The sequence below is a fragment of the Ruminococcus sp. AM43-6 genome (assembly GCF_003461785.1).
Lineage (GTDB): Bacteria > Bacillota > Clostridia > Oscillospirales > Ruminococcaceae > Hominimerdicola > Hominimerdicola aceti.
On the sequence record NZ_QTXU01000005.1, the window covers coordinates 54,312 to 77,390 of the forward strand.

The 23,079-nt window shown below is 43.1% G+C and carries 20 protein-coding genes; 13 read left to right on the forward strand and 7 right to left on the reverse strand.

Annotation, left to right across the window (positions count from 1 at the left end):
• The first annotated feature begins 100 nt into the window (after window positions 1-100).
• Window positions 101-1,474, forward strand: coding sequence for a DNA repair protein RadA (gene radA, locus DW938_RS05000; protein ID WP_117876577.1), 1,374 nt, complete (start codon window positions 101-103; stop codon window positions 1,472-1,474).
• A 65-nt stretch (window positions 1,475-1,539) separates the two neighbouring features.
• Here the strand turns inward: radA and DW938_RS05005 are convergent, their stop codons facing one another.
• Together DW938_RS05005 and DW938_RS05010 are read right to left on the reverse strand one after the other, a co-directional pair.
• Window positions 1,540-2,124, reverse strand: coding sequence for a GNAT family protein (locus DW938_RS05005; RefSeq protein ID WP_147342362.1), 585 nt, complete (start codon window positions 2,122-2,124; stop codon window positions 1,540-1,542).
• Between the two features lie 154 nt (window positions 2,125-2,278).
• A complete protein-coding gene (locus DW938_RS05010) occupies window positions 2,279-3,493 on the reverse strand; it encodes an iron-containing alcohol dehydrogenase (protein ID WP_117876580.1) in 1,215 nt (404 codons plus the stop codon).
• A gap of 467 nt (window positions 3,494-3,960) precedes the next feature.
• Here DW938_RS05010 and DW938_RS05015 point away from each other — a divergent pair, with 467 nt between their 5' ends.
• From DW938_RS05015 to DW938_RS05025, 3 genes are all read left to right on the forward strand, one after another.
• The gene (locus tag DW938_RS05015) at window positions 3,961-4,584 is read left to right on the forward strand and encodes an ECF transporter S component (RefSeq protein WP_117876582.1); all 624 of its coding nucleotides are present in this window, start codon (window positions 3,961-3,963) and stop codon (window positions 4,582-4,584) included.
• A 24-nt stretch (window positions 4,585-4,608) separates the two neighbouring features.
• Window positions 4,609-5,376, forward strand: coding sequence for a type III pantothenate kinase (locus tag DW938_RS05020; protein ID WP_118124080.1), 768 nt, complete (start codon window positions 4,609-4,611; stop codon window positions 5,374-5,376).
• Window positions 5,377-5,579: 203 nt separating this feature from the next.
• Window positions 5,580-7,553: a CotH kinase family protein gene (locus tag DW938_RS05025; RefSeq protein WP_181984375.1), complete on the forward strand. Its 1,974-nt coding sequence runs from the start codon at window positions 5,580-5,582 to the stop codon at window positions 7,551-7,553.
• 62 nt (window positions 7,554-7,615) lie between these two features.
• On the opposite strand, the gene DW938_RS05030 is transcribed toward DW938_RS05025, so the two are convergent.
• Both DW938_RS05030 and DW938_RS05035 read right to left on the reverse strand, forming a co-directional pair.
• On the reverse strand, window positions 7,616-9,403 hold the full coding sequence (locus DW938_RS05030; protein ID WP_118124082.1) for a glycoside hydrolase family 5 protein: 1,788 nt from the start codon (window positions 9,401-9,403) through the stop codon (window positions 7,616-7,618).
• 11 nt (window positions 9,404-9,414) lie between these two features.
• A complete protein-coding gene (locus DW938_RS05035) occupies window positions 9,415-10,755 on the reverse strand; it encodes a family 43 glycosylhydrolase (protein WP_118124083.1) in 1,341 nt (446 codons plus the stop codon).
• A 256-nt stretch (window positions 10,756-11,011) separates the two neighbouring features.
• Between DW938_RS05035 and greA the strand changes: the two genes are divergently transcribed.
• From greA to DW938_RS05055, 4 genes are all read left to right on the forward strand, one after another.
• A complete protein-coding gene (gene greA, locus DW938_RS05040; protein ID WP_022287906.1) occupies window positions 11,012-11,488 on the forward strand; it encodes a transcription elongation factor GreA in 477 nt (158 codons plus the stop codon).
• 37 nt (window positions 11,489-11,525) lie between these two features.
• Window positions 11,526-13,097: a lysine--tRNA ligase gene (gene lysS, locus DW938_RS05045; protein ID WP_118124084.1), complete on the forward strand. Its 1,572-nt coding sequence runs from the start codon at window positions 11,526-11,528 to the stop codon at window positions 13,095-13,097.
• Between the two features lie 103 nt (window positions 13,098-13,200).
• Window positions 13,201-13,803, forward strand: a complete 603-nt coding sequence (locus DW938_RS05050; RefSeq protein ID WP_118124085.1) for a Type 1 glutamine amidotransferase-like domain-containing protein — start codon at window positions 13,201-13,203, stop codon at window positions 13,801-13,803.
• Between the two features lie 54 nt (window positions 13,804-13,857).
• The gene (locus tag DW938_RS05055) at window positions 13,858-14,376 is read left to right on the forward strand and encodes a ClbS/DfsB family four-helix bundle protein (protein WP_117849504.1); all 519 of its coding nucleotides are present in this window, start codon (window positions 13,858-13,860) and stop codon (window positions 14,374-14,376) included.
• Between the two features lie 131 nt (window positions 14,377-14,507).
• Here the strand turns inward: DW938_RS05055 and DW938_RS05060 are convergent, their stop codons facing one another.
• Together DW938_RS05060 and DW938_RS05065 are read right to left on the reverse strand one after the other, a co-directional pair.
• Window positions 14,508-15,299, reverse strand: a complete 792-nt coding sequence (locus DW938_RS05060) for an alpha/beta fold hydrolase (protein WP_118124086.1) — start codon at window positions 15,297-15,299, stop codon at window positions 14,508-14,510.
• Between the two features lie 343 nt (window positions 15,300-15,642).
• Complete coding sequence (locus DW938_RS05065; RefSeq protein ID WP_022288241.1) at window positions 15,643-16,338, reverse strand: YoaK family protein; 696 nt, start codon at window positions 16,336-16,338, stop codon at window positions 15,643-15,645.
• Between the two features lie 153 nt (window positions 16,339-16,491).
• Here DW938_RS05065 and DW938_RS05070 point away from each other — a divergent pair, with 153 nt between their 5' ends.
• The 3 genes from DW938_RS05070 to DW938_RS05080 are packed head-to-tail and all read left to right on the forward strand — an operon-like array spanning window position 16,492 to window position 19,562.
• Window positions 16,492-17,394: a LysR family transcriptional regulator gene (locus DW938_RS05070; RefSeq protein ID WP_022288240.1), complete on the forward strand. Its 903-nt coding sequence runs from the start codon at window positions 16,492-16,494 to the stop codon at window positions 17,392-17,394.
• Between the two features lie 23 nt (window positions 17,395-17,417).
• Window positions 17,418-18,215, forward strand: coding sequence for a DUF4866 domain-containing protein (locus DW938_RS05075; RefSeq protein WP_117859226.1), 798 nt, complete (start codon window positions 17,418-17,420; stop codon window positions 18,213-18,215).
• Window positions 18,216-18,233: 18 nt separating this feature from the next.
• Window positions 18,234-19,562, forward strand: coding sequence for a threonine/serine exporter family protein (locus DW938_RS05080; RefSeq protein WP_117859224.1), 1,329 nt, complete (start codon window positions 18,234-18,236; stop codon window positions 19,560-19,562).
• Window positions 19,563-20,057: 495 nt separating this feature from the next.
• Here the strand turns inward: DW938_RS05080 and DW938_RS05090 are convergent, their stop codons facing one another.
• Window positions 20,058-20,543: a hypothetical protein gene (locus tag DW938_RS05090; protein ID WP_118124087.1), complete on the reverse strand. Its 486-nt coding sequence runs from the start codon at window positions 20,541-20,543 to the stop codon at window positions 20,058-20,060.
• A gap of 253 nt (window positions 20,544-20,796) precedes the next feature.
• Here DW938_RS05090 and DW938_RS05095 point away from each other — a divergent pair, with 253 nt between their 5' ends.
• Window positions 20,797-21,924, forward strand: coding sequence for a helix-turn-helix transcriptional regulator (locus DW938_RS05095; protein WP_118124088.1), 1,128 nt, complete (start codon window positions 20,797-20,799; stop codon window positions 21,922-21,924).
• 350 nt (window positions 21,925-22,274) lie between these two features.
• A complete protein-coding gene (locus tag DW938_RS05100; protein ID WP_118124089.1) occupies window positions 22,275-22,973 on the forward strand; it encodes a metallophosphoesterase in 699 nt (232 codons plus the stop codon).
• The last annotated feature ends 106 nt before the right edge of the window (window positions 22,974-23,079 follow it).

The window sequence follows — 23,079 nt, forward strand, 5'->3', positions numbered from 1 at the left end:
CATAAACGGGCTGTGGGGGGCACCGCCCCTACACAAAATCGGCGCAGCATTTTTATATATCAGCAAATCATCAGATAAATATGCAGAAAGGAACGTCCATATGGCAAAGGTGAAAACTTCGTATGTGTGCAGTCAGTGCGGATATGAAACTTCAAAATGGAACGGCAAATGCCCTAACTGCGGCGAATGGAACACCTTTGAGGAGGTCGAGCTTGCGGTCAGGACAGGCGGTGCAAAGTCTAAGCCCACGACTGTCAGGGATATTTCCGACAAGATAGTTGGCATAGGCAGCGTTGACGCAAGCTACAACGAGATACGTTATGCAACGGGACTGAAAGAGCTTGACAGAGTGCTTGGAGGAGGGCTTGTGAAAGGCTCTCTGGTGCTTCTGGGCGGTGAACCGGGCATAGGAAAATCCACAATGCTTTTGCAGATATGTCAGTATTTAGGGCAAGACCACACCATACTTTATGTATCGGGAGAGGAGTCTGTACGGCAGATAAAGCTTCGTGCAAACAGGCTTCATGTTGATTCTGAAAATCTGTATCTTCTTGCAGACAATGACTGCGAGCAGATATGCTCTGTGATAGTGAAAGAAAAGCCTGAGATAGTCATAATCGACTCTATCCAGACCATGAACATAAGCGGGATATCCTCAGCGCAGGGGTCTGTGACGCAGGTAAGAGAATGTACAAATATGTTCATGCGCACAGCAAAGTCGGAAGAGATACCAATGTTCATAGTTGGTCACGTCAACAAAGACGGTGCTATCGCAGGACCAAAGGTCATGGAACACATCGTTGACTGCGTGCTGTATTTTGAGGGTCAGCGAAATCTCACCTACAGGATACTGAGGGCAATAAAAAACCGTTTTGGCTCAACCAATGAGATAGGTATGTTTGAAATGGCTGACAGCGGTCTGCTGGAAGTTGAAAATCCCTCTATGATGTTTTTGGAGGGCAGACCGACAGACGCTTCGGGAACTTGCGTTGCCTGCATAATGGAAGGCACAAGGCCTGTTATGGCGGAAGTCCAGGCACTTGTATGCAAGAGCGTGCTTGCCTCTCCAAGACGTACCGCCACGGGCTTTGACTACTACAGAATGGCGATAATAATAGCTGTGCTTGAAAAGCGGCTTGGCTATTTTTTCGGTGGGCTGGACGTTTATATCAACATTGTAGGCGGATTAAAGCTTGATGACACTGCGGCTGACCTATCGGTGGCGTTGGCGCTTTATTCGGGGCTGACGGACAAGGTCATAAGCGACAAGCTTATCGCCCTTGGCGAGATAGGCTTAGGCGGAGAGCTTAGGAGCATCTCCCACTGTGAACAGCGCCTTGCAGAGTGCGAACGAATGGGCTTTGAAACTTGTATCGTTCCTGCACATTCGCTGAAAAGCGTTGACACAAGCAAGTTTTCAATGAAAATAATCGGTGTGCGCTCAATAAGAGAAGCGTTCAAAGCTATAGGCTGATAAGCTAATACAGAACAACACAAAACGGACGGAAGACCAAATCTTCCGCCCGTTATTTTTCTGTCTTATGTAGAAGCCGCACGCTCTCCCATAATATCGCTTCTGAGAAGCCCATAGATATTGAAGTCTGTATAGATATTCACAAACTTTGCCTGACGCTTTGTTCCCTCGCAGGTAAAGCCGCATTTTTCCATTACTCTGTTTGAAGCCACGTTCACCGTCATGACTTCGGCTTCAAGCCTTTGAATGCCTGTTTCCTCAAAGCAAAATCTGATCACACGCCTTAGAGCCTCGGTGACAAAACCCATGTTCTGATACGCCGCCGAGATTCGATAGCCTATCATTGCCTGTCTGTCATTCTCGATATTGAAGAGATTTACCTCCCCTGCCAACCTATGATTTTTCTTTAGCTCTATCCCCCAACTTATATGATCCTTTTTGCCGTTGTTAAGAGTGCGTCCGAAAAAAAGCGACGGCTCTCTTTCCTGCCTTGTCATGTTTCTGCCCCAATATTTGTAAAGGCTCTCGTCAGCCATATAGGTTTTCATATCCTCTGCGTCAGTAGCGGTCTTCGCCCTGAGTATGAGTCTTTCTGTTTCCAGCACAGGAAAATGAGAAAAATAATAGTCCATATCCTGCAAAATAAACACTCTCCCCCTGCTTATATAATAAAATTTCCCAAGTCTACTAAAATTATAACATAAAATCTAATAAAAATCAAGTGTTTTTAAGCGAAATACACAAAAAAAGCAGAAAACGCCCCGAAACAAGTTCGGGACGCTCTCTGTTCTATAATCTGGAGAATTAGAAATCAACTTCTGTATCGTAGTAGCAGCACTTGAGGAGCTTTTCCATTTCTTCCTGTGAAGGCTGACGTGGGTTAGAACCTGTGCAAGCATCTGCGATAGCGTTCTTAGCGATCTCAGGGAGTCTCTCAAGGAATACGTTCTCAGGAACGAATCCCTGCTCACATGGATAGCTGTCTGTACCATAGTTCTTGATGCAGTGAGGAATGTTGAGCTTGTCATTCATGCCTCTTACATACTCGATGAGGAGCTTTACCTTCTCGTCATCGTTTGAACCACCCAGGTGCATATAATCAGCGATAACGCCATATCTCTTCTTAGCTGTTTCGTCCTTAGCATTGAATGCGATTACCTTTGGCAGATACATTGCGTTAGCTGCACCGTGGATAATGTGTGCACCGTAATCAGCAAAAGCAGCACCAGTCTTATGAGCCATTGAGTGAACGATACCAAGCAGAGCGTTTGAGAATGCCATACCTGCAAGACACTGAGCGTCGTGCATTCTATCTCTTGCGCCCATATCGCCGTTGTAGGAATCAACAAGATCCTTCTGGATCATTTCAATAGCGTGGATAGCAAGCGGATCTGTATATGCACAGTTTGCTGTTGAAACATAAGCTTCGATAGCGTGTGTCAGAGCGTCCATACCTGTATGAGCTGTCAGCTTCTGTGGCATTGTTTCTGCAAGGTCAGGGTCAACGATAGCTACATCCGGTGTGATCTCAAAGTCAGCGATAGGATACTTGATACCCTTGTCATAATCTGTGATGATAGAGAATGCTGTTACCTCAGTAGCTGTACCTGATGTTGAAGAAATTGCGCAGAAGTGTGCTTTCTTTCTCAGCTCAGGGATACCGAATACCTTACACATATCTTCAAATGTGCAGTCAGGATACTCATACTTGATCCACATAGCCTTTGCAGCGTCGATAGGTGAGCCGCCGCCCATTGCTACGATCCAATCAGGCTCAAATTCGAGCATGACCTTTGCACCATTCATAACTGTTGTTACAGAAGGGTCTGGCTCTACGCCCTCAAGAAGCTTAACTTCCATTCCAGCCTCTTTCAGATAAGCTTCTGCCTTCTGGAGAAAACCGTTTCTCTTCATTGAGCCGCCGCCGACTACGATGATAGCTTTCTTACCTTTCAGTGTTTTCAGGTTCTCCAATGCTCCCTTGCCGTGATAAAGGTCTCTTGGTAATGTAAATCTCATTTCTAATTCCTCCTATATGTAATGTAATAATGTGTTCAAAGAGGTTTGTGTAAATCTCACACAAATTCTCTCTTTGCTTGCTTTTAATTATACAAAATGTCAATGAACTATTCTAACATAATCTATGAATATTCTATTAATTATTAACTTTTACATAGCATATATAAGTATGTGCATACAGCTAAATGTACATATGAATGTGTAAAACAGGTGTAAAAAATATCACAATTACATGAAAAATCACGATTTTGTTTGCACTATATGGAATTTTGCAGTGCTTATTTCGTTTTCTTTTGTTAATAAATTATACATTTGTGAGTACAGAAATATTCCTGTTTATGAAGATAAAAAAATTCATAAAAAATTTGCTTAAGCTATGGAAATATGCGAAAAAATATGCTATAATATATTGGTATTGTATTGTATCCTCCCATGATGGAGGAATAATAACAAGGAGGAAATTTAATATGAAAACAAAGGTCAACACAAAATCATTGGTGATACTGGGATTGATGACAGCTCTTACAATGATCTTCTCGTTCACTCCTATCGGTTCTATACCTATCGGACCGCTGGTAATTACTCTCAACGTAATTCCTATTGCGATAGCGGCTGTAACGGTAGGCCCTGTGGGAAGCGCAGTCATTGGAGGAGTTTTCGGACTGCTCAGCTTTTTGCAGTGCTTCGGAATAGGCGTGCCAAGCGGAATGGGTGCAGCACTTGTTGCGATCGATCCGGTCCTGGCTTTCGTTCAGCGATTTGTACCAAGACTTCTTGACGGCATTGTCGTAGGATTTATTGCAAAAGGCATGAGCAAGGTAACAAACAATTATGTTTCATATGCTGTCACGGGCTTTTTTACTGCGTTTTTGAACACTGCGTTCTTTATGAGTGCGCTTGTTTTGCTTTTCGGCAACACCGATTATGTAAAAGAGCTTATGGGCGGAAAGAATATCATAGTATTCATCTGCACCTTTGTAGGCATAAACGCTCTGGTCGAAATGGCTGTATGTACATTTGTTACAGGCACAGTGGGTGCTGCACTTTATAAGGCAAGGTTCATACCCAGCAAAAACAAAGCGCAGGCATAAATTCACCGAAAGGATAACATACAAATGGTTTTAGCGGTCGATATAGGAAACACTAACATAGTAATGGGCTGTTTTGAAAGCGACAGGATACTTTTTGTTGAAAGACTTTCTACAAATCAGCAGTCCACGGCACTTGAATATGCCATAATGCTCAAGAACATTCTTGAGATACATTCTATAGATATGTCAGATTTCAGGGGCGGCATAATCTCATCCGTCGTGCCGTCTGTTACCCTCACGATGAAAGAGGCAATGGAGAGGCTTATCAAAAAGCGCATCATGGTGGTAGGGCCTGGAATAAAGACGGGACTTAAGATAAATCTTGACAATCCCGCACAGCTTGGAAGCGACAGAGTTGCAGACGCAGTTGCGGCGATAAACCTCTACCCTGTGCCTATCATAATGATAGATATGGGCACTGCTACTACCATATCAGTAATAGACAAGGAAAAGAATTTCATAGGCGGAATGATAATACCGGGACTTAGAACTTCCCTTGACTCGCTTTCGGGCAAGGCTTCACAGCTTCCTTTCATCAGCCTTGTACCGCCTAAAAAGGTCATAGGCACTAATACTATCGACTGTATGAAGAGCGGTATAATCCATAGCAACGCCGCAAGCATTGACGGCGTTATAGAGAGGATAGAAAATGAGCTTGGTGAAAAATGCACTGTGGTTTCCACAGGCGGTGTGGCAAAAATAATAGTTCCTTGCTGCAAGCGTGACATCGTCATTGACGATGAGCTTCTGCTCAAAGGGCTTATGATAATCTACAATAAAAACAAACAATAATTTAAAATACAATACACAAAGCGTCGGGTAGTTTATCCGACGCTTTTTTATGTCGCTCTTTATATCCATAATAGACAAACAAACGGGCTTCAAACAGTTGCAAATGCCGAAAATGGAGCGTTTCTATTGCTTCCAGGACTTTGTTATGGTACAATCATATGTGCAAAGTAAAACGTTTACATAAAACAGAAAGCAGGAAATATATGAACGCAAGAAAAATATTATGCCTTATGGCCGCAGTGATTATGCTGTCAGGCTGTTCAAAGGGTGTGGACGGTTCACAGGCTTCATCAAAAGCGGCTGAAAGCTCCGGCAAAGCGGACAGCAGTGTTTCAGACTATGATAATACCACCACCGAGCCTGAAACAGACAAACCTGAGTTTGACCTCAATGACAGCGTTGTAGGTTTTTCGCAGGAAAGCGGCTTTTATGACAGCGGTTTCAGCCTTGAGCTTACCGCAAACGAGGGTGAGAAGATATACTACACCACTGACGGCACAGACCCTAGGACCTCTGCCACGAGAGAAGAATACACTGCCCCTATCGAGATAAAAGACAGAAGTAATGACCCTAATGTGGTTTCAGCTGTGCCGACAGAAATGATATCGGGAAATTTCAATGAGTTCAGCTTTGGCGAAGGGGATTTCTGGTGCAACAAAAAAGCACCTTCTGACAAAGCGGTGGACAAATGCACTGTTATAAGAGCGTCAAGCGAAAAAAGTGACGGAAGCGTTTCAAAAAGCTTTTCAGGCAGCTTTTACATAGGAAGCGCAGAGGAGCATATAAAAGGGCTTAAAGAAAGCTGCGAAGCGGCTGGGCATGACCTTGCGGTAATGAACATCACAATGGACTACGCTGACCTTTTCGACAGCAAGATCGGCATTTACGTCAAGGGAGATATTTTCAACAAGGCACTTGAGGACTATAAAGCCAGCGGAGAAAGCATAGAAAACGAAACTGCAAGACAGCTTGACGCAAACTACAAACAGCGTGGCAAGGAATGGGAACGTAATTGTCACATCGAGCTTAACGAGATTTCAGCCGAGGGAAATGTGACAAACGCTTTGTCACAGGATTGCGGCATAAGGATACAGGGAAACTATTCACGCTCCGATCTGCAAAAGGGATTCAGGCTTTACGCCAGAAAGAAATATGGCGAAAAGAAGTTTAACTATGAGGTCTTTGAGGGACTGAAAAACGCATCTAATGAAACTATCGACAGCTTTAAGACGCTTACTCTCCGTGCAGGCGGAAACTGTGCTTTTACGGCAAAATTCAATGACACCTATTGGCAGAGTCTTATGACAGAGCTTGACGGCTCAACAAAGGCTTCACGTCCATGCGTTGTTTATCTGAATGGCGAATACTGGGGACTTTATGTGCTGGAGGAGGACTATTCCGACAATTATTTTGAAAGCCACTACGGTGTGAACAAAGACGATGTGGTGGTCTACAAAGGCGACGCAGAAACCTATCAAAGCGGCTACAAGCTTGACGAGGGCAAGCTTCCGGAGGGAGAAACAGACGAGGGATATTTCTTCAAGGAGCTTACAGATTTCTTCAATTCACACAAAGACCTTTCTTCACAGGCGGACTACGATGAGTTCTCAAAGCTTGTTGACACAGACAGTGTGAGAGATTATTTTCTTGCAGAGGTCTGGATAAACAACAAGTGGGATTGGCCGGGCAAAAACTGGTCAATGTGGAAGGTGCAGAACACAGACAGTTCTAACGAATATGCAGACGGCAAATGGCGTTTCATGTTCTATGACGTTGAGTTCGGCGGAGTGAGCGGCGAGGGCGACGCTTGGACCAACACAATGAAAGAGGATAACTACAAGCCAAAGGGACTGCTTGACACGGACACGAAAAATCCTGCGGTTCTGAGTTTTGCTTATCTTATGTCAAACGAAAATTTCAGGAACGATTTCAATGACAGGCTTTTAAAGATGTCTGAGGGTACGTTTGAAAAAGAAAAGGCACTTGATAGGCTCGCAGAATTTGAAAGCATTTATTTTCCTCTTTATGAGCAGTTCTTTGCAAGATACCCTGAAACAGGCTCGGCTGAAGAAGCGCTTCATGGAGGATATGCTTCTTCAGACTGCATAAGGGCGTTCATTAACAAGCGTGATAAGTCTATCCAAAGTATTGTGGACTGGACTAATTCGCAGTTCTGATATTTCACAAACTAAAACGGCAGAACAGCATATGCTGAACTGCCGTTTTTATATGCTCTGAACTATGCCGCAGGAGCGTATGTGAATGTTATTTCGAGAGTGTTTATCTTTCCTGCATAGTCAAGTATTGTTGGAGAAGCCTTTGAAAGGTCACCGCCTGCTATCCTTGCGTCCTCAGGCGGTGTGGATACCCACTGATTTACAAGGTTCACTCTTGTGCAAAGCTGGTCGTCAGAGGTGGTATAGCCCTCCGCTATGGTTTCAACAGCTTCACCGTTTATCTTTATCTCGTCAATAGTTGCGATATAGCCCGGATAAAGCTTTTCACCGTTTGCGATACCCAGAGCCGAGAATGCAATGCCGTTGGCATTGTTTGATGACATATCAAGGCTTACTGTATATGTTCCATCGCCGTCTATAACTGCGTTTTCTGCGATCACTCCGTCGCTCTTTGATACCGGGTCATACTCGTCACCAACGCTGTAGCATACGGAAAAATCTGCACTCTGATACATTATCCATGCCACCGCTGTGTTCTCGTCAGCCTGCGGTGCGGTATCATCTGTTAGCTTTTCAGGTGCGGCTGCAAGAGTTTCATCAAGCTTCTTTACAGCAGCGGCTCTTTCCTCCTCCACTGTCATCGAAGACTGGTTATCACGGCGTCTTTCATCAAATATCTTTGCCACAGTTTCATCACGCATTTTAAGGTCTGAACGTGAGAAGAAATCACTGCAATCCCAAAGGAATGGCGCAAAGCCGTAGGCGTCACAGTTGTCAAGGAGGTTGTCAATAAACTTGTCAGTGCCTTTCTTTACGTCACCGCCGTTTGTAAGCACTGCATACTCGCCTATTATTATGCCGTAGCCCTGCTCGGAATACTTTGTCATGTTCCTGAAAAGTCTGTTCTGCTCCTCATAGTCTGTCTTTGTTCCCCAATCTGAGCGACCCTTTGTTCCGCAATAATCCCATGGGGTATAATAATGAACAGAAAGCAGGAGCTTATCCTTTGCGGTATCAGTTGGCATTTGGAACTTGTTTGAGCAGGTCATTGTGATATCGGTATTGTAGCCTGCGATAAGAAGAAAACGCTGTTCGTTGTTGCCGCCTGTTGCACGAACAGTGTCAACAAAGGTCTGATTTATCTTGTTGGCCATTTCATAGCACTCAGCTTTTGAAAGTGAGCCTGAGTTTTTGCACACGTCTGTGTCATTGAGTCTGTCGCCAAGCTCTTCGTTTGCACCCTCAAATATAAGTCTGTCGGAGTATTTTTTATATCTGTTCGCTATCTGCGTCCACATGGACTTATACATTTCAAACGCCTTGTCAACGTCACTCTGCTCGGAAGAACCGAACATTCCCCACCAGCTTCCGTCCCAGTGGTCGTTTATGATAACATACATATCATTATCCAAAGCGTAGTTTATTATCTCCTCCACTCTGTCGAGATAGGCTTCATTTATGGTGTAATCGCCTTTTTCATACTCCATTGCATTTGTCCATGCCACAGGCACACGGAGAGAGTCAAAACCGCTTGCTTTCATGCCCTTTATCATTTCTTCCGTTGTGACAGGCTGACCCCAAAAAGTTTCAAAGCTTTCAGGGTCGGTGTCTGCGGAATAGCTTTTATGACCGTAGGCTTCCATTGTGTTTCCAAGGTTTGTGCCGTTGCCCAGAAGTCTTGCAAGCTCGGTTGCGGTAAGGTCTTTATTTATGCTTCCGTCATCAGAGGTCTTTGCGCCCTCCTCTGCCTTAGATGAAGAGCTGTCACTTCCCTTTCCACAGCCTGCAAGCAGTGCAGTACAGCCCATGACCGCCGCAGTAAGAAGTGGGATAAGCCTAAACTTTTCCATGTCATTCCCTCCTATTTCATAAATACAAATTCTTCAAGTTCAAAAAGCGGCTTGTTTTTGAAATAACCTGCTATCCAATCGGCAAGCTCATCTGAAAAAGCAGTAGGCACAAAATAGATAGAATGTCTGCCAGTAAGGGACTTGATTACTCCTGTGTAAACTCCGTCGCCTGTGCCTATATCAACATAGCCTACAGGCTCGCTGTTCTCATAGTCATCAGCATAGACCGCCACCTTTGCAACAGTTCCCATGCCCCTGACTTTCAGGGCTATCTTCATGGTCTTTGAGGAAAAGTCCTCGCCAAAATCAAAATATTTATAGCCTATAACATTGCCCTCTGTGATGTTCACGATACTTCTTGTGAAGATATCCTTTTCGGTGATAAAACAGCCGCCTTTCAGCACGCAGGCTATATCCGCAGGATAAGGCTTGAAAGGGTCAAGGCTGTCTTCAAAGCCAAGCGAGGTCATTTCCACTGTCGGTATCGTTCCGTCAGGGAGGATCTTTATTTTCTCAACGCAGGCACGTCTTGACATTATGGTATTGTTTGTCATTCTGTGATAGAAGATATACCACTGACCGTTTATGTTGCACACTGAGCCGTGGTCATTTCCACCTGGGAAATCCACGCCGTTGTCTATTATATATCCACGATATTTGAACGGACCTTGTGGCTTATCTGAGGTTGCATAGGCAAGCCTGCTTCCTACACATGGGGAATATATAAGATAGTATGTATCGCCGATTTTTCTCGGGGAGCTTGCCTCGAAGAAGCGCTGTTCCTGCGGTGCATTGTCGCTGTCGTCAATGACCGCTCTTTTGTAGCTTCCCTTTTTAATGGTATACATATCCGCAGGGTCTATCTCGTTGAAGTTGGATTCTGTGAAGCCATAATAAATATACACTCTGCCGTCATCATCAACAAGCACGCCTGCATCATTATAAATGCCGTCATCGCCTGCGTCCTCAGGATCATATTTATACTGTGAAAGAAGCTTGAAAGGACCTTCGGGCTTATCGGACACGCCAACAACGCCCTTTGAGCCGACTATATAGGCATAGAGATAATACCTGCCGTCTTTTTCTATAACGTCCGGAGCGAACAGCTTGCGGTCGGTCATTCCCTCGGTATCGGACTTATGGTCACGGTCATCACGGGTATGAAAGCTGTGTCCGTGACAGACCCAATGGTTAAGGTCATCAAGTGGTGCAGACCAGACTTTCAGTTTATAGTCGCAAAAGTCGCTTTGAGCGGCTCTGTCATGTGAGCCATAAAGATAAACTCTGTCGCCGAAAACTCTCGGCTCGCCGTCAGGGATATACTCCCATGCAGGCAAAATGGGGTTTGGCATGAAAATTTCCTCCTATGTTTTTTCATAACTTGTTTTATCATAAGATAATTATAAATCATACTATTATTATTTTCAATATCCTAACACGTTGTCAGAGGTGAAAATTTGTGCAAAATGTAAAATCGTGCAGACTGTCCAAAGGTGCAAAAAAGCCCGTTTGCGACGGCTTCCGACCTTGACAAAAGAGGGCAAATCGTGTATAATATTAAGTTGATAGTACCCGTATAAAATTATATTGATATAGGAGTGTTTAATTATGGCAGCTATTTCTAAGACTGTTTCAAAAGCAGGTTATGCTAAATTGCAGGAGGAACTTGAATACCTTATTACAGTAAAAAGACGTGAAGTTGCTCAGAAGCTTAAAGAAGCACGTTCTTTCGGAGACCTTTCCGAGAACGCTGAGTATGACGAGGCTAAGAATGAGCAGGCTATCCTTGAATCAAAGATCAATGAGTTAGAGCTTCTCATTTCAAACGCAACTGTCGTTGAGGACGATGATATTTCTGTAAACGAGATAGGCGTAGGCTCTATCATCAAGATAAAGGATATCGAGCTTGACGAGATCGAGGATCTTCAGATAGTAGGTTCAACTGAGTCTGACCCTGACAACGGCAAGATCTCTGACGAGTCACCTATAGGCAAGGCTGCACTCAAGCACAAGGTAGGCGACATTTTCGAGGCTGAAACACCTGCCGGTCTGCTGAAATTCGAGGTCATCGACATTTCAAAGTAACAGACCACTTACAAAACACACGGAAAGGAAAATATAAATGAGCGAGGAAAACCGCACAAACGCTCCTGAGGAAGAGCTTACTCAGGAGGACATAAACAGCTTAAAGAAGATAAGAATGGACAAGCTGGAGGAACTGAAAGCCAAGGGCAAGAATCCATTTGAGATAACAAAGTATGACGTTACGGCAAGCTGTGCCGAGGCTAAAGCACAGTATGAAAAGCTTGAGGCTGAGCTTAAGGAACAGGCAGGCGAAGACGAAGAAAAGCTCAAGGAGCTTCTTGAGGCAAACCGCATAACAGTAAGCGTTGCAGGCAGAGTAATGTCAAGACGTCTTATGGGCAAGGCAAGCTTTTTCGATCTGAGAGATAAGACTGACAAGGTTCAGGTATATCTGAGAATGAACGAGATCGGCAAGGAAGAATTTGACGATTACAAGAAGGGCGACATTGGCGATATCGTTGGTGTTGAGGGCTTTGTATTCAGGACAAAAATGGGTGAGATATCCATTCATGCACATAAGTTCACACTTCTCTCGAAGTCACTTTTGCCGCTGCCTGAGAAGTGGCATGGTCTGAAAGATCAGGACACAAGATACAGACAGAGATACACAGACCTTATATGCAATCCTGAGGTAAAGGACACATTTATAAAGAGGTCACAGATAATATCATCTATCAGAAGATATCTTGACGGACAGGGCTTCATGGAAGTTGAGACTCCGATGCTGGTATCTAACGCAGGCGGAGCTGCCGCAAGACCATTTGAGACACACTACAACGCACTTGACGAGGACGTTAAGCTGAGAATTTCTTTGGAGCTTTATCTGAAAAGACTTATTGTCGGCGGACTTGAGAGAGTATACGAGATAGGCAGAGTATTCAGAAACGAGGGTGTTGACGCAAGGCACAATCCCGAGTTCACTCTTATGGAGCTTTATCAGGCATACACAGATTACTACGGCATGATGGATCTGACGGAGAATATGTTCAGGCACGTTGCACAGGAGGTATGCGGCACAACTTGTGTACCATACGGTGATGTAATGATCGACCTTGGCAAGCCGTTTGAGAGAATGACGATGATCGACGCAGTTAAGAAGTATTCTGGCGTTGATTTCTCACAGGTAGCCACAACAGAGGAAGCAAAGGCACTTGCAGACGAGCGTCACATTGAATACGAGGCAAGGCACAAGAGGGGCGACATACTCAACCTGTTCTTTGAGGAATATGTTGAGGAGCATCTTATTCAGCCTACATTCATAATGGATCACCCTATCGAGATTTCTCCACTTACAAAGAAGAAGCCAGAAAATCCTGATTATGTAGAAAGATTTGAGCTTTTCATCACAGGCAGAGAGATGTGCAACGCATACTCAGAGCTGAACGATCCGATAGATCAGCGTGAGAGATTTGCGGCACAGGAAGAGGCATTGAAGCAGGGTGATGAGGAAGCAAACCACACAGACGAGGACTTCCTGAGAGCTTTGGAGATAGGTATGCCACCTACAGGCGGAATTGGTTACGGCATTGACAGACTTGTTATGCTGCTGACGAACTCGCCGGCTATCAGAGATGTGCTGTTGTTCCCTACGATGAAGACGTTGGAGTAAACATAGTAAGTTAATCTGTAGAATTAATGGGCAATTCCAATCGGAGTTGCCCATTTTTAAAACAAACAGAAATACAAATCGGAATTTATAAAGGAGAATATTGATGAAACTATTTTTATGTTCGCACTTTTCAAGTGTAGGAAGTCTGATAAAGGAAGAAATTGAAAATAAGAAAGTCGCATTTATTCCAACAGCTTCACTGCGTGAAGGCTACACCGGTTATGTCGGCTCGGCTCGAAAGCTATTCAATAAACTGGGAGCAATCGTAACTGAAATTGATATTTCAACGGAGGCTTATTCAACGATACAGTCTGTTTTTGAAGAAGCAGATGTGATATATTTTACTGGTGGAAATTCTTTCTTTCTCATGGACCAGCTCCGTAAAACGGGAACTGATGGACTGCTGAAAAAGGAATTGGCAAATGGAAAACTGATGATTGGTGAGTCGGCAGGCGCAATTATATGCGCTCCAAGCATCCAATATATCGAGCAAATGGATGAAAAGCCGGAGGACTACTCACAAGAAGATGATGCAGGGCTTGATTTGATTGATTTCTATGTTCTTCCGCATTATCTTACAGCACCATTTAAGAAAGTTACCGAGAAAATAATGACTGAATTTTCGGATTTGAATCTATCCCCAATTAACAACCGTCAGGGAATTGTAATTGATGGTGAAGGTTCAAGGGTTATTTGCAAAGACTAATTTGAAAAATCCTTTTTTTGAAACTGGAAAATCGGAAGCTGAGGAGATAGACTATTGAGAACATATGAGAATAAAGACGAGCTTAAAAACGAGATAAATAAAAGCTTTGCAAAGTATATTTCAGAATTTAATGATATTCCGGAGCATTTAAAAGATAAGAGAATTGATGAGGTCGATCGAACTCCGGCAGAAAATCTTGCTTATCAGGTTGGCTGGACAACTCTTGTTATTAAATGGGAATCAGACGAAAGAAAGGGTATTCCTGTCAATACTCCTTCGGATAATTTTAAGTGGAATCAGCTTGGCGAATTATATCAATGGTTTACAGATACATATGCTCAGCTGTCACTGCAAGAATTGAAAGACAGATTGAATGAGAATATCAACTCTATTTATGCAATGATTGATTCTCTGAGTGATGAAGAATTATTTAAACCACATATGAGAAAATGGGCTGACGAAGCAACTAAAACAGCTGTCTGGGAAGTATACAAATTCATACATGTTAATACAGTTGCTCCGTTCGGAACCTTTAGAACCAAGATTAGAAAATGGAAAAAGATTGCACTATAACTTCCCATTTATCAAGCCCTTTGAGAGAGGAGAAATCCTTTTCTCAAAGGGCATTTTTATATTGTGCAGTTTGTATGAGGTTTCTTGTGTTTCATATTATCACATAAGGAACCGCAAAGACATCACCGCTCTTACTTCTCCTCAAACATCCACTTGACCGCCTTTTCAGCATACTCACTCCAAAAAATCATATCGTGGTTGCCTTTGCTTTCAAAATACTCGTGAGAAACGTTTCTGCTTTCAAGAAATTTGTGAAGATCACGGTTGTTTTCAAGCAGGAAATCTTCTGTACCGCAGCACATAAATATATCTGGGATATTTTTGCCCTCTCGCTGAAGTTCGTCTATAAGAAATTCGGGATTGTTCCTGCTGTTCAGCACCTCAGACGTTTCGCCGAAACATTCTCTGTAATATTCATAATTCGCTGTGGCATTGCCTTGCCCCTCTGACATTCCTGCGACTTCGTGTACGATAAGAGCCGAAGATAATGCCGCAACCTTGCCAAAGGTTTCTGGATATGCAAATGCTGTATGAAGCGCACCAAATCCGCCCATTGAAAGACCCATAATGTATGTTTCACTGCCGTCTTTCGCAAGTCTGAAAACTCGTCTTACATAGTCCACAAGCTCCTCGCCGACGAATTTGCAGAACTGATGACCAGTCGAGCGTCCGTCCAGCCAAAAAGAATTTTCGCCCGAGGGGATAACTACCGCAAAATTATACTTGTCCGAAAGATATTCAGGCACCCAGTTTTCTGCGTCGCCTGTAAAACCGTGCAGCAAGAAAAGCGTTTTGGTGCTGTTTTCCGAGTATTTCGTATCTGTCTGCCCCCAGTCCTGCCTTATGTCACTTGGCAGGTACATTTTAAACGTGGTATATCTCCGCAGGCAATTTGAATAAAATCTGATCGTTAAGTTTGACATAGCTTTTCCTCCTGTCTTTTATATAATTATACTACATAAAATCAGGTTTGTCTAATGGGGCAGCGAAAAAATTTTTCAATTTCCCTCACAAAATCATTTATCCCTATAAAAATAAAGATCACATCTGTCAAAGCCTCGTCCCAACGTACCTTGCCGCTTTTTCATAATATTTTTTGTCGATCATAATTCTACGCTCCTCCACATTTACAAGGTGTCTGTCTACCCCGTCTGCAACTATTTTATTCATTATATCAAAATCAAAGCCGCAAAGTCAAACCAGCAAAAAAGATGTCTGACCTTGCGGCTTTTGACCTTTATAATACAATACTAACCGAAATGTGCCCTACATATCCTCCCTCATCATATCATTCTCACTCTTTATAAACATAAGCACAAAGCATATAAGCAGCAATGCACAAGATATCCATATAAACTCATTGCCTATGTATAATGAATATGCTCCGCCTATTCCTGCACCGCAGGCAAATACGAATATCGTAAGAAAATATTGCAGCGATTTCCTAAGCAGCGACTTGTCCCCTATCCTCATGTATGCACTTATGGATTCCATTGCACTTCTCATATTTCCTATGCACATCGTGCTTGCGTATGGATAACTATTTACTTTCCTGAACGATTGCACCTGCATTGCACAGGCACATGATGAAAGTGCATTCGCAACAAAATCGTATGAACCGCCAAGCGGTATAAACCCCACAATGCAAAGCAGCACCATTTCCGTGAAAACTATTATCTGCCGCCAATGTATAAATCCCACGTCCTTGAAACGTGCGTGCAGACGCTCGGCTATGAAAATCCCCATTGCAAACGCCAGCACAGGTATAAGATAGTGCAACGCCCTGTGCCAGTTGCCTTTTGCGACATATGTGCTCATAAGCACAATGTTTCCCGTCTGTGCATTTGAAAAAACTTCACCTCGCACAAAATACGAATATGCGTCCTGCAAGCCCCCTGATATGGTCAGAAGTATCATGAGCATATTGGTTTCAGACATTTGTTTTCTTGATCGTAACATCATTTTATCATATTCCTTCATAAAAAATTAACAAGAAAAATATTTTTATACACTTTAATTTTCTCCTTTTTCCATTATAATTATCTCAGATATATAAGTCAAATATATAATTTATATGCAAGATATAAAATATTGATATAGCAAGAAAGTGATAAAGTGAATATAAATTACGAATATTATAAGATATTTTATTATGCCGCAAAGAACCGCAGCTTTTCAAGAACGGCAAAAGTGCTGCTCACAAATCAGCCTAATATCACAAGGGTGATAAAAATACTCGAAGGAGAACTTGGCTGCACGCTTTTCAATCGAATGAAAAACGGCGTCACGCTTACCCCTGAGGGAGAGATACTTTACGAGCACATCTCAAAGGCGGTGGAACTTATTACAGAGGGCGAAGATGAGATCTCAAAAGCCAACGACCTGCAAAGCGGAACTGTCACCATAAGTGTGACGGAGACCGCACTTCACGGCGTTATGCTGCCACTTCTCAATGAGTTCCATGAAAGATATCCGGGAATAAAAATAAAGCTGCTGAACCATTCAACCCCTCAGGCACTGACTGCTCTCAAAAGCGGCATTGCAAACCTCGCTGTGGTAACAACGCCGATAAGCACAGAGGGCTCGCTGAATTTTCATAAACTCAGAGAGTTCCGTGAACTTATCATATGCAGCACAAAGCTAAAGGATCTTGCAAAGCGAACGCTCACTCTTGAGGAACTTTGCAGCCACCCTATAATATCACTTAACCGAAACACAAGGACATATGATTTCTATTCCGACTTCTTTTTCCAGCATGGAATAGATTTTCAGCCGGATATAGAGGTCGCAACTGCCGATCAGATAATGCCGCTTGTGAAAAGCAACCTTGGCATAGGCCTTATACCTGAACCAATGGCACAAAGCGGCGATGTTTATATTCTGAAAACTGATGAAGAGTTTCCAAAGAGGAGCATCGTTCTTGCAGAAAATGCAGACAAAAAACTCAATGCCGCCGCTACAGAGATACAAAAAATGATACTGAAAAAGTGTAATATGTTTGCAAATGCTGAGATATGACATACATGAAAGGAGATAATAATATGCCAACAGTTTTGCCAAAAGAAAATGAAGTCGAACAGTTTTTTTCAAGGATAATGGCATCGGAAGGAGCTTGCCAAAGGCTCAGCAACGTGCTTTACGATCACCTTAGCGACGACGATATGCAGACCGATCCTGACCCAGAACATCTTGTGCAGGTGCTTTTGACCGCATATACGAACGGTGATATAAGTGCACTTCTGCTGGAGCTTTGTGGAAGAAGTCTTTTCGATCTGCTGAGAGAGGCATACCTTATACCAAAGCGTTTTCACGGAAAAGCCGGAAAAAATCCTGAACTCCTTACGACCCCTGAAGGCGATGTCATTGAAGAAAAGAAAAAGCTTGTCACAAAGCATGAGTTCGAGAAATTTCGTGATGTGTACAAAAACCACAGCTGTGCACCACGTTCAAAGCTTTATCTTGCAGACGGATATGACCTTATGAGGGTCTATACCGACGGAATGAACATTAAGGAAAAGCGTGTTGACAAAAGACGTGGCGTGCTTATACTTTACGCCCTGCCTGACACTGTAAAGCTTGGACTTTCCGAGGCTCAGACCTATAATGTTATATGGAATACTTTCCACAAGATACAGCAAACTGCCCCGACTGCAATGGTCTATTACGGACAGGAAACAGGCGAAAAGGCTGGAAAATCATTTGATGAGATCGGCGTTTTACTGCCTGTTCATCAGTTTGAAAAGAAAATGCTCATGCACCTCAGCGAGATAGACGGCATTGTGCTTGCCTGCCGTGAGGAAATGATGAAAAAAGCAGGCTCAGACAGCCTTGATCTTTAAAAACGGAAGTGATACTGAATGTCACAAACTATAGTTAAGAAAAATCACATGGATATCCCATGGCATGATTTCACAGACGCCGAAAAGGACGAGCCAGTATCAAAGGCGAGCCTAAAAGAAAAAGCCTCTGTTATAGGCAGGGTGGGAATGATGTTTCTCTCCTGCGGAACGGGAGCGTGGCGTGTGAGAAGTTCCATGAATACCATGTCGGAATGTATGGGACTGACCTGCACAGCAGATATCGGGCTTATGTCCATAAACTACACCTGTTTTGACGGCGAGGCTTGCTTTTCGCAGTCTCTTTGCCTTACTAACACGGGAGTAAACAATTCAAAGCTAACACGTCTTGAAATTTTCATCAACGATTTTGTCAGCCGCTGCGATAGTTTGACTTGTGAACAGGTCCACAATGAACTTGACGATATCGAAAAGATACACGGACTTTACTCGCCGCCTGTTTTGGGTCTTGCGGCGGCACTTGCCTGCGGAGCGTTCACATTCCTGCTTGGCGGTGGACTGACCGAGATGATATGTGCATTTTTCGGTGCAGGCATTGGCAATTATGTGCGGAGCAAATTCACAAAGCACCACCTTACCCTTGTGCTTGGAATAGTTGCCTCAGTATCGGCGGCGTGCCTTTCATATGCAGGGCTGTTTGAACTTGCGAAAATACTTTTCAATATAAAAATGCAGCATGAGGCAGGCTACATATGTGCAATGCTTTTTATTATACCTGGTTTTCCGTTCATCACAAGCGGCATAGACCTTTCAAAGCTCGATATGCGTTCGGGCATCGAGCGGCTGACCTACGCCCTCATCATTATAATTGTAGCCACAATGACGGCGTGGTTAATGGCGCTTATCCTGCACCTTACGCCAATGGACTTTTTGCCTCTGCACCTTACCTTATGGCAGTTCATACTGTTCAGACTTGCGGCAAGTTTCTGCGGGGTTTTCGGATTTTCCGTTATGTTCAACAGCCCTGTCAAGCTTGCAGCCTCTGCGGCAGTTATAGGTGCACTTGCAAACACTCTGAGATTGGAACTTGTTGACCTTGTCTCATTTCCTCCGGCAGCTGCTGCGTTTGTGGGGGCATTCACCGCAGGCATACTCGCCTCGCTGCTGAAAAAGTATGTGGGCTATCCGAGAATATCCATCACCGTTCCGTCCATAGTCATAATGGTTCCGGGATTATATCTTTACAAGGCTTTCTATAATTTGGGCGTCATGTCCCTTGAAACATCTGCGTCATGGCTTGCGTCTGCTCTGCTGATAATACTAGCTCTGCCTTTGGGGCTTATCTTCGCTAGGATAATTACGGACAGGTCATTTAGGTGTTGTACTTAAAATCTTAGTCATAGTCTAAAACTATACCGAACCCACATAAAAAAACTGTATTGATATACACTTTCCTATTAAGACTATTCTCCATTACCTATTACTGGGGTCAGCGGCATTTGTCAGCAAAAGCGAAGTGCTGAGGTGTTTTAAGAACATAACAGGACAGTCGCCGTTTGAATATCTAAAAAATTATCGTCTGCGTAATGCGGCATATATGATAAAAAACACATCTGACTCGATAAATGCTATCTGTGGGCTTTGCGGATTTGACGATCACAGCTATTTTCAAAAGCCTTTAAAGAAGCCTACGGGTGCAGTCCCAGAGATTTTAGAAAGTAGAATATACGGGACAATATCTCACAGATTTATCCGTCTGCCGTGTAGACATTACATTTTCCTGTTTATAGGACTACAATAAAACTATTATCAAACAACAGACGTTTCATTTTATCCAAGTGGAACGTCTTTTGCATTTGTGCTTATTCTTGTATGAAAAACGAGTCAATTATCCTCCTCCCAATAATCCTCTGCATCCTCGTAGTCATAGAAATCATCATAGTGATCTTCATAGAGATCCTCTGGGTCGTCATAATCATGAGCATCATACTCAGCAGATTTACTGGTTGAGGTTTTATTGGTATTCTTACGGGTAACTCTGGTAGCTGAACTACTTGCTGTAGTGGTTTTCGGACGTGATGTTGTAGCAGTTGTGAATACTGAAGTATAGCTGTTCTTATTATTGTAATACTTAGGGTCATGTATCAAACAGTAGCAGCTGCCTTCTTCAGGAGTATTGTCACAGCCTGAGTGTGCGCATTTGGGGCGCAGGGCATCATAGATCATGGCTATCCCTATGATGATCAACACAGCGACAACGATTCCTTTGAGATTGAACGAGCTATGCTGAGAGCTGTTTTCTGTTGTCAGCTTGTAGACTATATAATCGTCAAGCATTTCCTTGTTTCTGTTGTATTTTCCGGACTCCATAATCACACCTCCAAACTGTATTTCTGATATTATACCATATTTTTTAAGATTTGTGGTAACAATTTTTGGACAGTTGCATATTCTGTCCCTTTTATTATTTTTTAGTGGCAAAGTCGGGAGATGTTGCCCACTTGGACGTTTTTATAAAGCAACGAACCATTGAGTACGAAACAACGAATTGATAATTGACCTGGGTTTATCTCTATGCTATAATTAGCGTACACCGGTGATAAAATAATTCGGAGGTATTTAAATGCAAGTAAAAATTGGTGAGAAAATAAAAGAACTGCGAAAGGTGACAGGAAGGAAGCAAGAGGACCTAGCCACCGCCTTAGGTGTTACGCCACAAGCCATTTCAAGGTGGGAGGCAAATGGCGGTTATCCGGACATGGAGATGATCCCATCGATAGCTAACTATTTCCATATATCAATCGATGAATTGTTTGGCTATAATAATGACAGGAACAGAATTATTCAGGAATATAATGATAAGGCTCAATGGCTGATAAATAATAACGATGATATGACAGAGTGTATTGCTCTAATGCGTAGAGGGCTTGAAGAGTTTCCAGACAGAGTGGATTTTAAGGCCAAGCTTGCTTGTGCTTTACATAAGCAAGGTTGGAAAAATAAAGGCAAAGAGCCAAATATCTTTTGGGAAGAAGCCGCTAAACTGTATGAGAAATTATTGCCTCATGACCAATCGTGTATCATTCCGTTACTATCCGTATATTCCTGCCTTGGTAAATATGAAAAAGCCGAGCAGAAAGCATCTGAACAGCCCGACCTTGAATTGTGCAGACAAGTTCTGTTAGGAAATTTAGGAAGTATCGGCAGTATAAATGATGAGAAAAGGGCTGAACAATATCGTGGAGACGCAGTGTTAGAGCTTATTCATGCTTTTCAAAAATCACTTGATGAAGCGATAGTGTGTAATAATGAGCTGAATAATAGTCGAGAAGGATTGGAGCTTCTTTTATTGACTCGACAGTTGTTTGATAAAATAGTAGGTACTGAATGCCATGGATTTCACAGTGACTTATGTTTTATAGATATGAGATGCGTCAAAATCGCAAATAATATCGGAGATCATAAAGTTGCAATGGACTGTTTTGATTCAGCGTTTGAGCAATATATTAAATTTGAACAATGGAAAATTAAACAATTCAAAAGATCGGAAGAACGGAATAATAAGAGCATAAATGATGAGAATAACGATGAGCATTTTACTTCATCACTGTTGAAATCTGTAAATCCGACAGGTCATAAAGTAATTGTATGTGAGCCAAGCTTTTTAGTAAAGACTGCGACTTCCTTTCCAGAGAAGGAAAAGAAGTTAATTACAGAAGATCCAAAGTACGCTTGCATATTTGAACAATGATTTTACATGATCAGTAAACAACAAAAACCTTTCTTTCGTTCGACAAATTTCAGTTTATAAAGGTACAGTTAAATTATTATCAAAACAATGGCCACACAACACCACAGGCTCTCGCCACACTGAAAAGCAGCGTGGCAGACCTTGCGGTGGTGACAACGCCTATAAGCACCAAGGGTTCACTCAGATAACATAAGCCAAAAGAGTTCCATGAGCTTATCCCCATTATACAGCTTGAAGCGAACTCTATGCCAATGGGTAAAAATTTTTTTCAAACCTCCCCAATTTTACCCCTAAGTATGCTATAATAGAATAGACAAGAAACCCGACCCAAAACCCAGCGAGGTGCTTTTATGACATATGCAATATCTGATATTCACGGCTGTTATGAGGAGTATATTAAGCTTCTCGAAAAAATCAACTTTTCTGAAGACGATACCCTCTATATCCTAGGTGACATTTGCGACAGGGGCGAAAAGCCTATGGAGATCTATAATGACATCATGGCTCGGGATAATGTTATCCCGCTGTTCGGCAATCACGAACACCTTGCCTATATCAATCTCCGCCACCTCATAAAAAATGATGTGAGCAAGCTTACAAAAGACGAACGGCTAGACCTGATTGATTGGCTCACCAGCGGAGGAAAACCCACTTTCAGCGAATTTATCTCCCTCTCCAAAGCCGACCGCATGGACTTTATGGAGTTTCTTAAAAGCTTCTCAATGTATGAGGATATCACCATAAACGGCAAACGTTTTGTCCTCACCCATGCAGGTCTTGGGGGCTTTAGCGAGGATAAGCCCCTTGATGAATATACCCTCCACGAGCTTATCTGGGAGCGTGCCGACTATTCAAAACGCTATTTCAGCGACCCGAATACTTTCCTTGTGACAGGTCACACCCCTACCGCCAATATCCCAAACCACGGCAGACCCGAAGCCTACAAAGCCAACGGACATATAGCCATAGATTGCGGCTGTGCCTCAGGCGGACGTCTGTGCGCATACTGCTTTGAAACAGACAGGGAGTTTTATGTTGACAAGATGTAACAAAACCACCGATACAGCCCCTCTGTATCGGTATTTTTCTGCCCCAACGCCCCTATCCGCCCCACCTCTATTGACATTTCCCCCTCAATGTGCTATCATAAAAAAG

Excerpts from the sequence above, each read along its gene's own strand:
- DW938_RS05060 (WP_118124086.1), bottom strand. The coding sequence starts at position 15,299 with ATGTCAAACTTAACGATCAGATTTTATTCAAATTGCCTGCGGAGATAT.
- lysS (WP_118124084.1), top strand. The coding sequence starts at position 11,526 with ATGAGCGAGGAAAACCGCACAAACGCTCCTGAGGAAGAGCTTACTCAG.
- DW938_RS05020 (WP_118124080.1), top strand. The coding sequence starts at position 4,609 with ATGGTTTTAGCGGTCGATATAGGAAACACTAACATAGTAATGGGCTGT.
- DW938_RS05015 (WP_117876582.1), top strand. The coding sequence starts at position 3,961 with ATGAAAACAAAGGTCAACACAAAATCATTGGTGATACTGGGATTGATG.
- DW938_RS05080 (WP_117859224.1), top strand. The coding sequence starts at position 18,234 with ATGTCACAAACTATAGTTAAGAAAAATCACATGGATATCCCATGGCAT.
- radA (WP_117876577.1), top strand. The coding sequence starts at position 101 with ATGGCAAAGGTGAAAACTTCGTATGTGTGCAGTCAGTGCGGATATGAA.
- DW938_RS05065 (WP_022288241.1), bottom strand. The coding sequence starts at position 16,338 with ATGATGTTACGATCAAGAAAACAAATGTCTGAAACCAATATGCTCATG.
- DW938_RS05025 (WP_181984375.1), top strand. The coding sequence starts at position 5,580 with ATGAACGCAAGAAAAATATTATGCCTTATGGCCGCAGTGATTATGCTG.
- DW938_RS05030 (WP_118124082.1), bottom strand. The coding sequence starts at position 9,403 with ATGGAAAAGTTTAGGCTTATCCCACTTCTTACTGCGGCGGTCATGGGC.
- DW938_RS05100 (WP_118124089.1), top strand. The coding sequence starts at position 22,275 with ATGACATATGCAATATCTGATATTCACGGCTGTTATGAGGAGTATATT.
- DW938_RS05050 (WP_118124085.1), top strand. The coding sequence starts at position 13,201 with ATGAAACTATTTTTATGTTCGCACTTTTCAAGTGTAGGAAGTCTGATA.
- DW938_RS05010 (WP_117876580.1), bottom strand. The coding sequence starts at position 3,493 with ATGAGATTTACATTACCAAGAGACCTTTATCACGGCAAGGGAGCATTG.
- DW938_RS05035 (WP_118124083.1), bottom strand. The coding sequence starts at position 10,755 with ATGCCAAACCCCATTTTGCCTGCATGGGAGTATATCCCTGACGGCGAG.
- DW938_RS05090 (WP_118124087.1), bottom strand. The coding sequence starts at position 20,543 with ATGGAGTCCGGAAAATACAACAGAAACAAGGAAATGCTTGACGATTAT.
- DW938_RS05095 (WP_118124088.1), top strand. The coding sequence starts at position 20,797 with ATGCAAGTAAAAATTGGTGAGAAAATAAAAGAACTGCGAAAGGTGACA.
- greA (WP_022287906.1), top strand. The coding sequence starts at position 11,012 with ATGGCAGCTATTTCTAAGACTGTTTCAAAAGCAGGTTATGCTAAATTG.
- DW938_RS05075 (WP_117859226.1), top strand. The coding sequence starts at position 17,418 with ATGCCAACAGTTTTGCCAAAAGAAAATGAAGTCGAACAGTTTTTTTCA.